This is a genomic window from Streptomyces sp. JH34 (assembly GCF_029428875.1).
Taxonomy (GTDB): Bacteria; Actinomycetota; Actinomycetes; order Streptomycetales; family Streptomycetaceae; genus Streptomyces.
The window spans coordinates 1,825,396-1,840,143 of record NZ_JAJSOO010000001.1 but is presented as its reverse complement, the minus strand read 5'-3'; the positions used below and the strand labels follow the sequence as shown (position 1 = coordinate 1,840,143).

General features: G+C 70.8%; 14 protein-coding genes and 1 pseudogene. 5 read left to right on the top strand and 10 right to left on the bottom strand.

Annotated elements, in window-relative coordinates; translation table 11 throughout:
• Positions 1-3 precede the first annotated feature (3 nt).
• Positions 4-696 (top strand): recombination regulator RecX, encoded by a 693-nt coding sequence (recX, locus tag LWJ43_RS07915; RefSeq protein WP_277331590.1) that lies wholly within the window; start codon positions 4-6, stop codon positions 694-696.
• Positions 697-1,004: 308 nt separating this feature from the next.
• On the opposite strand, the gene LWJ43_RS07910 is transcribed toward recX, so the two are convergent.
• The 9 genes from LWJ43_RS07910 to LWJ43_RS07875 all read right to left on the bottom strand — a co-directional run bounded on the left by LWJ43_RS07910 (position 1,005) and on the right by LWJ43_RS07875 (position 8,887).
• A complete protein-coding gene (locus tag LWJ43_RS07910) occupies positions 1,005-1,652 on the bottom strand; it encodes a DUF6197 family protein (RefSeq protein WP_277331589.1) in 648 nt (215 codons plus the stop codon).
• A 516-nt stretch (positions 1,653-2,168) separates the two neighbouring features.
• A complete protein-coding gene (locus tag LWJ43_RS07905; RefSeq protein WP_277331588.1) occupies positions 2,169-2,576 on the bottom strand; it encodes a rhodanese-like domain-containing protein in 408 nt (135 codons plus the stop codon).
• The gene (locus tag LWJ43_RS07900; protein WP_462100942.1) at positions 2,573-3,169 is read right to left on the bottom strand and encodes a cupin domain-containing protein; all 597 of its coding nucleotides are present in this window, start codon (positions 3,167-3,169) and stop codon (positions 2,573-2,575) included. The genes LWJ43_RS07905 and LWJ43_RS07900 overlap by 4 nt, the downstream gene beginning before the upstream one ends.
• A gap of 133 nt (positions 3,170-3,302) precedes the next feature.
• Positions 3,303-3,389 carry a putative leader peptide gene (locus tag LWJ43_RS32870; RefSeq protein WP_311605579.1) on the bottom strand — a complete coding sequence of 29 codons (87 nt, stop codon included), beginning with the start codon at positions 3,387-3,389 and terminating at the stop codon, positions 3,303-3,305.
• A 32-nt stretch (positions 3,390-3,421) separates the two neighbouring features.
• Complete coding sequence (locus tag LWJ43_RS07895; RefSeq protein ID WP_277331586.1) at positions 3,422-5,056, bottom strand: FAD-dependent monooxygenase; 1,635 nt, start codon at positions 5,054-5,056, stop codon at positions 3,422-3,424.
• A gap of 341 nt (positions 5,057-5,397) precedes the next feature.
• The gene (locus LWJ43_RS07890) at positions 5,398-6,330 is read right to left on the bottom strand and encodes an amino acid ABC transporter permease (RefSeq protein WP_277331585.1); all 933 of its coding nucleotides are present in this window, start codon (positions 6,328-6,330) and stop codon (positions 5,398-5,400) included.
• Positions 6,327-6,974, bottom strand: coding sequence for an amino acid ABC transporter permease (locus tag LWJ43_RS07885; RefSeq protein WP_277331584.1), 648 nt, complete (start codon positions 6,972-6,974; stop codon positions 6,327-6,329). The genes LWJ43_RS07890 and LWJ43_RS07885 overlap by 4 nt, the downstream gene beginning before the upstream one ends.
• 171 nt (positions 6,975-7,145) lie before the next feature.
• Positions 7,146-8,069 carry a glutamate ABC transporter substrate-binding protein gene (locus LWJ43_RS07880; RefSeq protein ID WP_277331583.1) on the bottom strand — a complete coding sequence of 308 codons (924 nt, stop codon included), beginning with the start codon at positions 8,067-8,069 and terminating at the stop codon, positions 7,146-7,148.
• Between the two features lie 32 nt (positions 8,070-8,101).
• The gene (locus tag LWJ43_RS07875; RefSeq protein WP_277331582.1) at positions 8,102-8,887 is read right to left on the bottom strand and encodes an amino acid ABC transporter ATP-binding protein; all 786 of its coding nucleotides are present in this window, start codon (positions 8,885-8,887) and stop codon (positions 8,102-8,104) included.
• Between the two features lie 344 nt (positions 8,888-9,231).
• Here LWJ43_RS07875 and LWJ43_RS07870 point away from each other — a divergent pair, with 344 nt between their 5' ends.
• Together LWJ43_RS07870 and LWJ43_RS07865 are read left to right on the top strand one after the other, a co-directional pair.
• The gene (locus LWJ43_RS07870) at positions 9,232-9,924 is read left to right on the top strand and encodes a response regulator transcription factor (RefSeq protein ID WP_277331581.1); all 693 of its coding nucleotides are present in this window, start codon (positions 9,232-9,234) and stop codon (positions 9,922-9,924) included.
• Positions 9,925-9,937: 13 nt separating this feature from the next.
• Complete coding sequence (locus LWJ43_RS07865) at positions 9,938-11,332, top strand: sensor histidine kinase (protein ID WP_277331580.1); 1,395 nt, start codon at positions 9,938-9,940, stop codon at positions 11,330-11,332.
• A 57-nt stretch (positions 11,333-11,389) separates the two neighbouring features.
• Here LWJ43_RS07865 and LWJ43_RS07860 read toward each other — a convergent pair whose 3' ends face one another.
• On the bottom strand, positions 11,390-12,388 hold the full coding sequence (locus LWJ43_RS07860; RefSeq protein ID WP_277331579.1) for a TAXI family TRAP transporter solute-binding subunit: 999 nt from the start codon (positions 12,386-12,388) through the stop codon (positions 11,390-11,392).
• A gap of 99 nt (positions 12,389-12,487) precedes the next feature.
• Here LWJ43_RS07860 and miaB point away from each other — a divergent pair, with 99 nt between their 5' ends.
• Together miaB and LWJ43_RS07850 are read left to right on the top strand one after the other, a co-directional pair.
• Positions 12,488-14,008, top strand: a complete 1,521-nt coding sequence (gene miaB / locus LWJ43_RS07855; RefSeq protein ID WP_277331578.1) for a tRNA (N6-isopentenyl adenosine(37)-C2)-methylthiotransferase MiaB — start codon at positions 12,488-12,490, stop codon at positions 14,006-14,008.
• Between the two features lie 14 nt (positions 14,009-14,022).
• A pseudogene (locus LWJ43_RS07850) lies at positions 14,023-14,743 on the top strand (class III extradiol dioxygenase subunit B-like domain-containing protein).
• The last annotated feature ends 5 nt before the right edge of the window (positions 14,744-14,748 follow it).

Below are 14,748 nucleotides of genomic sequence, written 5' to 3'. Positions count from 1 at the left end.
ACCGTGACGCGTCGCACGGAGTGGCCGGGCACCGACGCCGGTGCGGCACCCGGCCCCGAGTACGCCGCAGAACCGTCCGGGGATTCCCCGGAGCCCGGCCCGGGGGCCGGGTTCGGCGAGGGGGCGGGTCGTGGTTCCCGCTCCCGCTCTAGAAGCAGCGGTTCCCCTTCCTCGTCGAGGGCCGAGAAGGGGGAACCGCGGGACCCGGTCGAGCAGGCGCGCAACATCTGTCTCAGGCTGCTGACCGGGACCCCGCGGACCCGTAAGCAGCTGGCCGATGCCTTGCGTAAGAAGGAGATTCCTGACGAGGCCGCCGAGGAAGTGCTCTCGCGGTTCGAGGACGTGGGACTGATCGACGACGCGGCGTTCGCGGACGCCTGGGTCGAGTCCCGGCATCACGGCAGGGGGCTGGCCCGCCGCGCCCTCGTGCGGGAACTCCGCACCAAAGGGGTCGACCCCACGGTGATCGACGAGGCGGTCGGGCAGCTCGACCCCGAGCAGGAGGAGGAGACCGCCCGGGAGCTCGTGGCGCGGAAGCTCCGCTCCACCCGTGGGCTGGACCGGGACAAGCGGTTGAGGCGGCTCGCGGGCATGCTCGCGCGTAAGGGGTACGGCGAGGGGATGGCACTGCGCGTGGTGCGTCAGGCGATCGAGGCGGAGGGGGAGGACACGGAAGGGCTGGACGAGCCCTTCTGACAGGTGACCGGGGGAGCGGGGGAACGCAGTCGTCCGGCGGGTGGAAACACGGGACGCTGCCCGGTCCTCGACGTGAAAGGGGCCGGGCCGGGGGGACGGGGGAACCGCATCGGGACGGGGACCGGGTGCGTACGTCATGTGAAGCGGGCTGCGGCGGTGGCGGAGGGGGCTATCGCCGACAGGCAGGCTGCTCACGGGGCGGTGCTGTGCAGTGAGGAACGGTGCGGTGAGGGACGCGGTGAGGGGCGGTGCGGTGAGGGGCGTAAGGCTTCGGCGACCACCCTGTTCGTGGTCGCTCGGCCCCTGTCTCAGTGGCCTGCCAGCGACGCCCGGCTGATCGTGGCGTCGATCAGGGCCAGGGCGTCCTCGGCGGTGCGGCCGGGATGGCGGTTCCAGGGGCCGATCAGGCCCGTCCAACCCTGTGCGCGCAGCTCGGTGATGAGCCAGGCCCCGGCCCGGTCGACGGTGTCGAGCGACCCGTAGCCGAGGCGGTGCGCGGTCAGCATGGCTCCGCAGACGCAGCGTGCTCCTCGGGCGTTGCGCAGGCGGTAGGGCGTGTTCTGCCAGCCCCACTCGGTGAGGATCCGCCGCGCGTGGGCGAGGTGCGTCGACGGGCGTACATCGGGCTGTCCGATGCGGCGCCAGGCGTGCAGACGCTCGGGCAGCACGGCGCCGAAGCGTCCGGGGAGCGGTCGCTCGTGGGCCTGCCGTGCCGGCAGGGCCCGCAGAGAGTCCGCGATGAGCCGGTCGACGGGCACGGACAGCAGATCTCGCCAGTCGCCCCGGTACACGGGCGGTGCCGCCCGCCGCGTCTCCCCGGCCGGTACGGGCACAGGGGGAGCAGGTTCCTGAGTGGTGCGCTCCCAGCCGGTGACGATGCGCTGCCATGCGTCCGTGTCATGGAGACGGGAGGACTGTGAGTCGAGCTGTTCCGGGGTGAGCTGAGCGGTTTCCATCGGCGCGACATCTCCGTACATTCCGGTCCTCAGGGATGAGGCGAATGTCCGTCGCGCGCGGCGATCGCTCCACCGGAGTGGAGCGATCGGGTGGGTCGGAGGGGCATCCGGCCCTGTCCTGCCGGTCCAAGCGCGAAGCCCGGACAGGTAGGACAACCCGGACAGGCAGGACAGCCCGGACAGGTAGGACAGCCCGGACAGGCAGGACAGGACAGGGAAAGGCGATGGCGACAGCTTTTGGCAGCCGATGGCAGCCGGTACCGCGGCGCGGGCCCGGTCCTCGGTCGGCGGTTTCCAGGGACCGGGCCCCGGCCGGGCCCTGGAGGGACGGGCTGGTTGCCGACGTGGGCAGGCCGGTGGCGGGGGAGGCCGCGTCCCCAGGGTTGGAGGGCGTGACCAGTACGCCAGAGGTCCGGGGTCCGGGCACGCACGCGCAGGGCCCAGTCAGATGCACACGGCCCGGGGGCTCGGCGCCCGCTGAGCCGAGTGCCCCGGCCGGGGCCCGGGGGCCACCGGTCAGAGGGCGACCGGGAGCCCTGCCGCGCGCCACGCCTGGAAGCCGCCGGTCAGGTCCGTGGCCCGGCGCAGCCCCAGTGCCCGCAGCGAGGCGACCGCAAGACTCGACGCGTAACCCTCGTTGCAGATCACCACGACCCGCAGGTCGTGGCTGGTCGCCTCGGGGGCACGGTGGCTGCCCCGCGGATCGAGCCGCCACTCCAGCTCGTTGCGCTCGACGACCAGAGCGCCGGGGATCAGCCCGTCCTTCTCGCGCAGCGCCGCGTAGCGGATGTCGACCAGTAGCGCGCCCTCGGTAGCGGCGGTTGCGGCCTCCTCGGGGCCTACCCGCTCATAGCCCGCCCGCACCTGTTCGAGCAGTTCGTCGATGCCCACCGGGTCCTGTTGTTCCTGGCTTGCGTCGCTCACTGCCAGTCCTCCGGGCGTTCTGTCTGCTCCAGACGCAGCACCGCTCCCGAGCGGCTGTAGCGGCGGATCTGCGGCAGGGGCGGGTAGTAGGCGTGCACCGACACGGCATGCTCGTCTCCGGCCTCGTTGAGCACCTCGTGGACATGGTGCCGGCCGAAGGCCCTGCCCTGGCCGGTCCCCAGAAGCCGCGTCCGGTCGACGCCCTCACTCAGTTCGAGGGTCTTCCAGCCGTCGGTGGGCAGCCGTGCGGCGAGCGAGTGCTCCCTGAGGGCGCCTGCGGCGACGGTGAACGCTCCCGTCGACTCTGCGTGGTCGTGCCAGCCGGTGCCGGTGCCGGGCGGCCAGCTGATCAGCCACGCCTCGCTGCCGCCCGGGCCGTCGAGCCGGAGCCACGTCCGCCCCTCGGGATCGAGAGGGAGTGAAGCCACGAGCGCGGCGTCCTCGGCGGTACGGCGGACGAAGTCGAGCAGCTCCGCGGCGGTCGGCGCCGGGGCCTCCGCGCCGCTGCCGGCGGGGACACCGGCCGGGACATCGACCGGGGCCTCCGCGCCGACGACGGGTGGTGAGTCGGCGGGCTGTGAGCCGACTGCCAGCGTGGAATCGGAAGAGGACGCGGAAGTGGGAGCGGGAAAGGAAGAAGAGAGTGCAGACACAGGGGCCGTCCTGAGAAGTTCGCGCGGGAGCACGGCCGCGCGCGGGACAGCACGGCGTGCCGGGGAAGGCGATTCAGCAGGACGGGCGACACACGCAGCCCGCGTAGCGGACGAGGTCCATATGGACCCTCCGCCACAGGCGCACATCGGTGTCGGTCATGTTCCGGAGTACACCATGTGCGCCTGCGGCGGTCAATTGACGTCCGCAGTCCGGTCGGAGCTCGTAGTGGTGCGCGTCCGGTCGTCCTGCGCCGTTTCCGCGCCACCCCCGCGCGCGGCGTCGGCAGCCGCGAACAACTCGGCCGGCCGTACCCCGTTGAAGGCCGCGACGAGATGCCCGTCCGGCCTGACCAGCAGCACCGTGTGGGCCGTCGCACCCGGGTAGTTCTCCGTCACCAGCAGTTCGGCCTTCACCGGGAGGGCACCCACCGCGTCGACCAGCCGGGGCATGACCCCGGCGGTCAGCCAGTGCCGCCGGTCCCACACCCCGGTGCCCGGTGCGACCAGGATCACCAGCAGATTTCCCAGTCCCAGCCGGTCACGCAGCCGCACGGCTTTCCCGTCGGGCGCGGTCACCCGCACATCGGCGACCGGTGCACCCGGGGCGGTCCCCACCGGCGTGTGTCCATCAGCGTGTCGAGGCGAAAGGGGGGAGTGCGTGTACGAGGGGGGCGCGCCCAGCGGCCCGCATCCCAGATGACCATCCGCCAACAGCGTGTCGTGTCCCCGCGAGGCGCCGGGTACGAGCGTCCGGAGGCCCGCACCGCCCCGCAGTATCGGCAGGGACTGGTCGGCGGCGCGCAGCCGGGAGGCGACGGCGGCCCTGCGCTCGGCCTGGTAGCTGTCGAGGAGGAGTTCGGAGGCGTCCTGGTGCCAGGCCTGCGCCAGCTTCCAGGCCAGGTTCTCGGCGTCCCGAAGCCCCTCGTCGAGGCCCTGGGTTCCGAGCGCGCCCAGCAGGTGCGCGGCGTCCCCGGCGAGAAAGGCACGCTTCGACCGCCATCGCCTGGCCAGCCGGTGATGGAGCGTGTACACGCCCGTGTCCAGCAGTTCGTAGGCCGGCGTCTCGCCGCACCAGCCCTCCAGGGTGTCGCGGATCCTGGTGATGAGGGCGTCGGGGGTGACGAGTTCACCGCGTGGCGGTAGGAGCCAGTCGAGCCGCCAGACCCCGCCGGGCAGCGGGCGGGCGGTGACCTCCGTACCACCGGAGCGCCAGGGTGGCGAGCGGTGCAGTACGGCTTCGCCCGGCCAGGGCAGTTCGGCGCGGAGCGCGGCCACCGCGTGCCGTTCGACCGCCGTACGGCCGGGGAACCTGATGTCCAGGAGCTTGCGCACCGTGGACCTCGCTCCGTCGCAGCCGACCACGTAACTCCCGCGCCACCAGGTCGATCCGGGCTCACGGGTGTGGACCGTGACGCCGTGTGCGTCCTGCTCCAGCGTGTCGATCCGGCTGAACGGCACCATCTCGACCAGATCGTGCGCCGCGACGGCCGCCCGTAGCCCACCGGTGAGCGCGTGCTGGGGCAGGTGCACGGGCGACGGCAGTGGGACGGTACCTTCGTCGTCGCCCAGGGGCACGGCCCGTACCAGCTGCTTCCGCCGTACCGAGCGCCAGCCCGACCACCGCAGTCCTTCGGCGTGGAGCGCCGGGCAGCCGAGCCGTTCCACCAGGTCGGCCGTGTCCTCGCGCAGCACGACGGTGCGTGCCGGACGCGGTTCGTCCTTGCCGGGCCCTTCGTCGAGCAGCACGGACGGGACACCCTGGGCCGCCAGGGCGAGCGACAACGCCAGCCCGACCGGCCCGGCACCGACGACGATCACCGGGTCCACGGTGCGAACCCTCCAGCGGTGGTCGAGGAGTTGGCGGAGGAGAGGGAGGAAGGAGGGGGCGCGGCGGCGGTGGTTCGGGACGCGATCACAGAACGAATGCAACCCACTGCCGCTGTCCGCGTCAAGCGACAGCGGGACGGAGCGCCCACGTAGCCGCCCCACGCAACCCGTGCAGCTCTCGGGCCTCCTGCCGTACCAGGGGTCGGAGCACCGGCCACAGCGCGCCGCCTTCCCGGGCGTGGGGCCGGGAACCCGGACAGCCCGCCGGTGGACCGACGGGCTGCCTTGTGCGCGGAGTGGGCTGACGACGCGTCATGACGACGCGGGCGTCCTGGACCCGGTCAGTCCTTCTTGACGGTGCCCCCGTCGGTGGGCTTGCCGTCGGCCGCGCCGTCCTCGGTGGGGGGCGCCGTGATGCTGCCGGCGGGGAGGACCTCCGGGGTCTCGGCGGCCGCGGCCACCGCGATACCGGTCTTGGCCCGACGGCCACGCTTCTCGATCCAGGTGGCGAGCGCCGACAGGATCAGGCACATCGTCACATAGATCGTGCCGATGACCGCGATGGTCGAGACGTACGGGTACTGGGCGTTGACCTGCGTGTTGGAGGCGATCAGACGCGCGGTCTGGAGCAGCTCCGGGTACAGGATGATGAAGCCGAGCGAGGTGTCCTTGAGGGTCACCACCAGCTGGCTGATGATCGTCGGCAGCATCGCACGGACCGCCTGCGGCATCAGCACGCTGACCATGACCTGGGTCTTGCTCATCCCGAGGGCGTAAGCGGCTTCGCTCTGCCCCTTGGGCACGGAGTTGATGCCGGCGCGCAGCACCTCGGCCTGGACGCAGCCGTTGTAGACGGACAGGCCGAGCGCCAGGGCCCACATCGAGTAGTCGGTGAGGAAGCCGACCCAGATGGCGTAGATGGTGATCAGCAGCGGGATCGAGCGGAAGAGCTCGATGAAGGTGATGGCGAACCAGCGGACCGGCTTGTGGTCCGAGAGCCGGCCGACGGCGAGCAGTACGCCGAGGATCAGCGACCCGACCGCCGCGAGCCCGAAGGCCTTGAGCGTGGCGAGGACGGCGTCGGCGATGTTCTGCCGGATGCCCGCGTAGTTGAAGATGTCCCACATCTCGGGGGCGAGGTGCCCCTTGTCGGACAGCCGCATCACGCTGGCACCGATCAGGGCCAGGATGGCGAGGCTGCCGACCACGGCGTAGATCCGGTTGCGGACAGCGGCCTTCGGGCCCGGTGTGTCGTAGAGAACGCTGGCACTCATCGGGCGACCTCCATACGGCGCTCGAGCAGCCGGAAGAGACCGCTGATGGCAAACGTGACGACCAGGTAGCCGAGGGCCACCCAGATGAAGACGGGCGTGATCTCGTAGCCCCGGTCGCTCATCAGCTTCTGCCATCCGAAGAGTTCGGCGACGCTGAAGGCACCGGCGATCGCCGAGTTCTTCGTGAGGGCGATGAAGATGCTGCTCAGCGGCGGGATGACGGACCTGGTGGCCTGCGGAAGTACCACGATCCGCAGGGTCTGGGTGAACGTCATACCGATCGAGCGCGCGGCCTCGGCCTGTCCCAGGGAGACGGTGTTGATGCCCGACCGGACCGCCTCGCACACGAACGAGGAGGTGTAGAAGCCGAGGGCCAGTGAGCCGAGCAGGAAGGGGCTCATCCCCGGGAAGAGGATCTCCGGCACCACGAAGAAGAAGATGAGGAAGAGCAGGGTGAGCGGGGTGTTGCGCAGCAGGGTCACCCAAGCGGTACCGAAGTAGCGCAGCGGCGGCACCGGCGAAACCCGGCAGCCGGCTATGGCGACGCCCAGGACCAGAGCGATGACCGAGCTGATGACGGTGATCGACACGGTGCCTATGAAGCCGTCGCGGTATTCCGGGAAGTTGTCGAGCAATACGTTCATGGGGTCTCCGCGTCGGCGGTCAGCGGCATCAGGGCAGGGGAAGGTGGCGTCCCGCAGGCCGCCGTGCTCAGGGAAGGCGGCCTACGGGACGGCCTCACTCACGCGGGAGGCGTCAGTGACAGGACGTCAGTGACAGGACGTGAGTGACAGGACGTCAGCGACGGAGCTGCGTCAGTAGCGCTCGATGGCCGGCGGCTCGGTGTAGTCCGAACCCGACAGGCCGAGGGTCGCCTCGTAGATCTTCTTGTACGTGCCGTCCTTGACGTGGGTCTCCAGCGACTTGTTGATCGCCTCGCGGAGCACCTTGTCGTCCTTGGCCAGGCCGACGCCGTAGGGCTCGTCGGTGAAGGGCTTGCCGACGACCTTGAGCTTGCCGGAGTTGGCGGCGGCGTAGCCCTTGAGGATCGAGTCGTCGGTGGTGACGGCGTCGACCTGCTTGGTCAGGAGCTGCTGCACGCAGTCCGAGTACTTGGCCAGCTCGACGACCTGCGCGCCGTACTCGGGCTTCTTGATCTCCTGGAGCGGGGTGGAACCCACGATCGAGCAGACCTTCTTGTCCTTCACCGACTCCTTGCCGGTGATGGAGGTCTCGTCCTTGCGCACCAGCAGGTCCGCGCCGGCCTTGTAGTACGGGCCCGCGAAGCCGACCTGCTTCTTGCGCTCGTCGTTGATCGTGTACGTACCGACGAAGTAGTCGACCTGGCCCTTGGAGATGGCCGTCTCACGGATGCCGGAGTCGACCGTCTTCCACTCGATCTGCTTGTCCGAGAAGCCGAGGTCGGCCGCGAGCATCTTGGCGATCTCGATGTCGAAGCCGGAACGCTCCTTGGTCGACTGGTCCTCGAAGCCGAGGTACGGCTGGTCGGCCTTGGCGCCGATGACCAGCTTGCCGCGCTTCTTCGCCTCCTTGAAGGCCGCCGAGTCCAGGTCGACACCGGTCGCGACGGTGTACGTCGGAAGCTTCGGCGCCTCCGAGGAACCGGGCTTGACGCCCGACGGCTTGTCGCCGGCGGAGCCCTCCTTGCCGCCACAGGCGGTCGCGGTCAGGGCGATCACGGCGATGGCCGCAACGGCGGCCGACTTGCGGAGCTTCATGTGAACAATCCTCGTGTCGTAGGTCGTCGATATCAGTGGTGCAGGATCTTCGACAGGAAGTCCTTGGCCCGGTCGCTGCGCGGGTTGCTGAAGAACTGGTCCGGCGTGGCCTCTTCGACGATCTTGCCGTCGGCCATGAAGACGACCCGGTTGGCCGCCGAGCGGGCGAAGCCCATCTCGTGGGTGACGACGACCATGGTCATCCCCTCCCGGGCCAGCTGCTGCATGACCTCCAGGACCTCGTTGATCATCTCCGGGTCGAGCGCCGACGTGGGCTCGTCGAAGAGCATGACCTTGGGGTCCATGGCCAGCGCGCGGGCGATCGCGACGCGCTGCTGCTGGCCGCCGGAAAGCTGCGCGGGGTACTTGTCGGCCTGTGCGCCGACCCCCACGCGGTCGAGCAGCGCCCGGGCCTTCTCCTCGGCGAGGCCCTTGTCCGTCCTGCGGACCTTGATCTGGCCCAGCATCACGTTCTCGAGCACCGTCTTGTGCGCGAAGAGATTGAACGACTGGAAGACCATGCCGACATCGGCACGCAGCCTGGCGAGCTCCTTGCCCTCCTGGGGCAGCGGCTTGCCGTCGATCGAGATCGCGCCCGAGTCGATCGTCTCCAAGCGGTTGATCGTGCGGCACAGCGTGGACTTCCCGGACCCTGAGGGTCCGATGACTACGACGACCTCGCCGCTGGCGATGGTCAGGTCGATGTCCTGGAGCACATGCAGCGCGCCGAAGTGCTTGTTGACGTTGCTCAGTACGACAAGGTCGTCCCCCGCAGGTGCGGCATCCTCGGCGGCCTTGGTCACTGACACTCCGCTCATCGGCTTCTTGCTCCGTCCTCCTCGGTTAGGGAAGGACCCTAGTGACGCCGTGCGATCATCGTCAGTACATCTGAGCGGAAATTGAGCATAACGATCCGGCCTCAGCCCGGACACTCCGTGTGAACGGGACGCCACGGCGCGCACGTCGGCGTACCGGGTGGGTAACGGAAACCCACTGGTAACGACCATGGTCTTGACTGGCACACCTGTCATCGGCGTGGATGCCCTATTGCGGGACCGTGTGAATCGACGGCGTACGCGAGGATTCACCCTGCGGAACATCCGCGGGCCGTCACGGAAGAGTTCCGACCGTCCCGGACGACACGAACGGAAGAGGAGGGCGCGTGAGGCTGTTGCTCGTCGAGGACGACGACCACGTCGCTGCGGCCCTGTCCGCCGTTCTCGGGCGGCACGGCTTCCAGGTCGTGCACGCCCGCAGCGGCGAGGAGGCGCTGCAGGCGCTGCTGCCCGCCGACAAGGAACCCTTCGGCGTCGTGCTCCTGGACCTCGGGCTGCCCGACCAGGACGGCTACGAGGTGTGCGGGAAGATCCGCAAGCGTTCCGCGATCCCGGTCATCATGGTGACCGCGCGTTCCGATGTGCGCTCCCGCATCCACGGTCTCAACCTGGGCGCCGACGACTACGTCGTGAAGCCGTACGACACCGGTGAACTCCTCGCCCGGATCCACGCCGTGGCCCGGCGCAGGACGGCCGGCGAGGAGACGGGCCCGACCCCGCTCGCGGCCCTCCGGATCGGTTCGGTCCACATCGAGCTGCCCACCCGCAGGGTCAGCGTGGACGGCCAGGAGGTCCAGCTCACCCGCAAGGAGTTCGACCTGCTGGCGCTGCTGGCCCAACGTCCCGGCGTGGTCTTCCGCCGGGAGCAGATCATCAGCGAGGTGTGGCGGACGAGCTGGGAGGGAACGGGACGCACCCTCGAGGTGCACGTCGCGTCGCTGCGCTCCAAGCTGCGGCTCCCCGCACTGGTCGAGACCGTACGGGGCGTCGGCTACCGCCTCGTACCGCCCTCGGCCTGAGGATCCACGCCCTGTGCGCACCCGCCTGCTCCCCCTGCTCATCGTCCTCATGGCCGCCGTGCTGCTCGCCCTGGGATTTCCGCTCGCCGTGCGGGTGGCCGCCGCCGAGCAGCAGCGGGTCGTCATCGACCGGATCGACGACACGGCCCGCTTCGCCGCACTCGCCCAGTTCGTCAGCGAACCGGTCGAGGGCTCGGACGAGCGGCGGCGGATCCTGCAGACCGAACTCGAGGCATACGACTCGGTGTACGGGATCAGAGCCGGCGTCTTCTACCGGGACGACAGGGCCCTCGCCAAGGCCCCGGACGGCTGGACCCTGCCCGACGAGGGGGAGGGCCGCGACGCCTTCCGCGAAGCCCTGCTCGGCCGGCGGTCCCACGACCCGGCGCAGGTCTGGCCGTGGCAGAGAGGCCGACTCGCCGTGGCCTCCCCGGTGGTCCGGGACGGTGACGTGGTCGCGGTCGTCGTGACCGATTCGCCCACCGATGAGATGCGCTCCAGAACCATGCGCGGCTGGCTGCTCATCGCCCTGGGCGAGGCCCTGGCCATGCTGGTGGCCCTGGGTGCCGCCTTCCGTCTCACCGGCTGGGTGCTGCTGCCGGTACGGACCCTGGACGCGGCCACCCACGACATCGCCAGCGGCAGAATGCGCTCACGGGTCGTCGTGTCCGAAGGCCCACCGGAGCTCAGGCGGCTGGCCAAGTCGTTCAACGAGATGGCCGACAACGTCGAGGACGTGCTGGAGCAGCAGCGCGCCTTCGTCGCCGACGCCTCCCACCAACTGCGCAACCCCCTGGCGGCGCTGCTTCTGCGGATCGAGCTTCTCGCGCTCGAACTTCCCGAGGGCAACGAGGAGATCGCGTCCGTCCGGACGGAGGGCAAGCGTCTGGCGAACGTCCTGGACGACCTGCTGGACCTCGCGCTGGCCGAGCACGCGGAGGCGGACATCCGGCTCACGGACATCGGCGCCCTCACCGGTGAGCGTGTCGCGGCGTGGCGGCCCCTCGCCGAGGAGAGGGGCGTCCGCCTGACGCTGGACGGCGCCCCCGCGGTCACCGGCTGGGCCGATCCGATAGCCCTCTCCAGCGCGCTCGACGCCGTCATCGACAACGCGCTGAAGTTCACGCCCGAGGGCGAGGAGGTCCGGGTCACGACGGGCACCGACGGGACCGGTGCGACGGTCGTCGTCGCCGACCGGGGGCCCGGGCTGACCGAGCAGGAACTGGAGCGCGTCGGCGACCGGTTCTGGCGCAGCGGACGGCACCAGAACATCAAGGGGTCCGGTCTAGGACTCTCCATCTCGCGCGCGCTGCTCACCGCGGGGGGCGGAACCATCCGCTACGGCACGCACGAGCCGCACGGCCTGCTCGTGACGGTCACCGTGCCCCGCGAGGCCCCGCAGGTCTGAGGCGGCACGGCCCGCTCGTGACGGTCACCGTGCCCCGCGGGGGCCGCGCCGACGGGCTCAGGGCTTGGCCGAGCGGTAGTAGCGCTTGGCCCCTTCGTGCAGTTCCAGCGGATCGGTGTAGATCGCCGTCCGCAGGTCCACCAGCTGCGCGGCGTGCACCTCGCGCCCGATCCGGTCCCTGCTGTCGATCACGGTTCGGGTGAACGCCTCCGTCATCCGTGGATCGGCGCGGTCCGCGGTGATCAGCAGGTTGGCGACCGCCACCGTCTGGACCGTCTCACCCCGCTGCGCGTGGTCGTAGGCGTCGGCCGGTATCACCGCGGACCTGTAGTGCCGGGTGGACCCGCCCGCGGCCTGGAGCTTGCTGATCAGGGACGACTCCAACGGCACCAGCCTGACGTCGAGCTTCTGCGAGAGCTCCTCCACCGCACCGGTCGGCAGCCCGCCGGACCAGAAGAAGGCGTCGAGTTCCCCGTCGGCCAGCCGCTGCGGCATCGTGTCGATCCCGGCCTCGACCGGGGTGATGTCCTCCGAGGGGTCGACGCCCGCCGCGGTCATGAGCCGGTCCGCGACGAGGAGCACGCCCGAGCCCTTCTGCCCGACGCCGACCCGTTTGCCCCTCAGGTCCGACACCTCGCTGATGTCCGAGCCCCTGGGCACGACCAGCTGGACGTAGTCGTCGTACAGCCGCACACACCCGCGCAGCCGCTCGCCGCCCGGCTTGCCGCTCTGCAGGTAGGCGGCCACCGCGTCGACGGTGGCGATGGTGAAGTCGGCCTTGCCGGTGGCGACGCGTTCGATGTTCTGCTGCGAACCCTCGCTGTTCTGCAGCTGTATCGACACCTTGGGCATGTCCTTGGCCAGCGCGCCCTCGAGCCGCTGTCCGTACCGCTGGTAGACCCCGCTGCGCACGCCGGTGGAGAAGGTGAGGGAACCGCTCGGCTCCGCGTCGCCGAGCGGGAGCACCCACCACGACAGCAGTCCGAGCACGACCACGGCGGCGCCGCCACCGAGGAGGGTACGGCGCCGGCCGAATCTGGACAGTGCGTGCAGCATGGCGCGATCCTGCCAGGCGGTGCCCCGTCCTGGCCAGGCCGGACCGGGGCCACAGGCTCCGGCGGCGGGAGAGTCGCGGTCACCGCCTACCCTTGTGCCATGACCAGCGGCAACCGGAGCGAAGCAGTGGACGTCCAGAAGAGCTACGAGGTACGCACTTACGGGTGCCAGATGAACGTCCATGACTCCGAACGCTTGTCGGGGCTGCTGGAGGGCGCCGGTTACGTGCGTGCCCCCGAGGGCTCGGACGGCGACGCCGACGTCGTCGTGTTCAACACCTGCGCGGTGCGTGAGAACGCCGACAACAAGCTCTACGGCAACCTCGGCCGCCTCGCCCCGATGAAGACGAAGCGCCCAGGGATGCAGATCGCCGTCGGTGGCTGTCTGGCCCAGAAGGACCGCGACACCATCGTGCGGCGCGCCCCCTGGGTGGACGTCGTCTTCGGCACCCACAACATCGGCAAGCTGCCGGTGCTGCTGGAGCGCGCCCGCGTCCAGGAGGAGGCGCAGGTCGAGATCGCCGAGTCCCTGGAGGCGTTCCCCTCGACCCTGCCCACCCGCCGCGAGTCCGCCTACGCGGCGTGGGTGTCGATCTCCGTGGGCTGCAACAACACCTGCACCTTCTGCATCGTCCCCGCGCTGCGCGGCAAGGAGAAGGACCGGCGTACCGGCGACATCCTGGCCGAGATCGAGGCCCTCGTCGCTGAAGGCGTCAGCGAGATCACGCTGCTCGGACAGAACGTGAACGCCTACGGTTCCGACATCGGTGACCGCGAGGCCTTCTCCAAGCTGCTGCGGGCCTGCGGCGCCATCGAGGGGCTGGAGCGCGTCCGCTTCACCTCGCCCCACCCGCGCGACTTCACCGACGACGTGATCGCGGCGATGGCCGAGACGCCGAACGTGATGCCCCAGCTGCACATGCCGATGCAGTCGGGCTCGGACACGATCCTCAAGGCCATGCGCCGCTCGTACCGCCAGGAGCGCTTCCTCGGGATCATCGAGAAGGTGCGCGCCGCCATGCCGGACGCCGCCATCTCCACCGACATCATCGTCGGCTTCCCCGGGGAGACCGAGGAGGACTTCGAGCAGACGATGCACGCCGTGCGTGAGGCCCGCTTCGCGAACGCCTTCACCTTCCAGTACTCCAAGCGCCCCGGGACACCCGCCGCCGACATGGAGGACCAGATCCCCAAGGAGGTCGTGCAGGAGCGCTACATGCGCCTGTCGGCCCTCCAGGAGGAGATCTCCTGGGAGGAGAACAAGAAGCAGGTCGGCCGCACCCTCGACGTCATGGTCGCGGAGGGCGAGGGCCGCAAGGACGGCGCCACCCACCGGCTCTCCGGCCGCGCCCCCGACAACCGGCTCGTCCACTTCACCAAGCCGTCCGAGGACGTACGCCCCGGCGACGTCGTCACCGTCGAGATCAGCTACGCCGCCCCGCACCACCTGCTCGCCGAGGGCGCGCCCCTGGGCGTCCGGCGTACGCGGTCCGGGGACGCCTGGGAGAAGCGCAACGCGACCCCCGCCGACCGGCCCGCGGGCGTGATGCTGGGCCTGCCCGGCATCGGCGCTCCCGCCCCGCTTCCCGCGGCCGCCACCCCGGGATGCGGCTGCGACTGAGTACGCTGACCGGCATGCTTGCCGCCGCCGCTGTCTGTCCCTGCCCGCCGCTCCTGGTGCCCGAGGTGGCCGCGGGAGCCGGGCCCGAGCTCGACGCCGCCAGAAGCGCCTGTCTCGACGCGCTGGGCGTGCTCGCCGCCGCGCAGCCGGACCTGCTGATCGTGGCCGGGCCCGCGGGGCCGGACGGCCGGGGGCCGTTCCCTCCGGGCAGCGTCGGCTCCTTCGCCGGATTCGGCGTCGACCTGACCGTGCGGCTCGGGAAGTCGCCCGCCGGAGCGCCGGCACCGGAACGCCCGCTCCCGGCGTCCCTCGCCGTCGGCGCCTGGCTGCTGGACCTGGCAGGGTGGGACGGCGCCCCGGCCGAGGGGCTCGGAGTGGGGGGAGACTCTCGCCGCGGACCGCTGCCTGAGCGCCGGCGAGGAGCTGGCCGCCAGGGCGGACCGCGTGGCCCTGCTGGTCATGGGCGACGGCAGTGCCTGCCGTACGGTCAAGGCGCCCGGCTACCTGGACGAGCGGGCGGCGGACTTCGACGCGGCGGCCGTGCGGGCGCTGGGCAGCGCCGACCTCGCCGCGCTCAGCGCCCTGGACGAGTCGCTCGCGCACGAACTGAAGGCGGCGGGCCGGGCTCCCTGGCAGGTGCTCGCGGGCGCCGCCCGGGGCGCCGGCCTCGACGGGCGGCTGCTGTACGAGGACGCCCCCTACGGCGTGGGATACGCCGTCGCGGCCTGGTCCTGACCGGC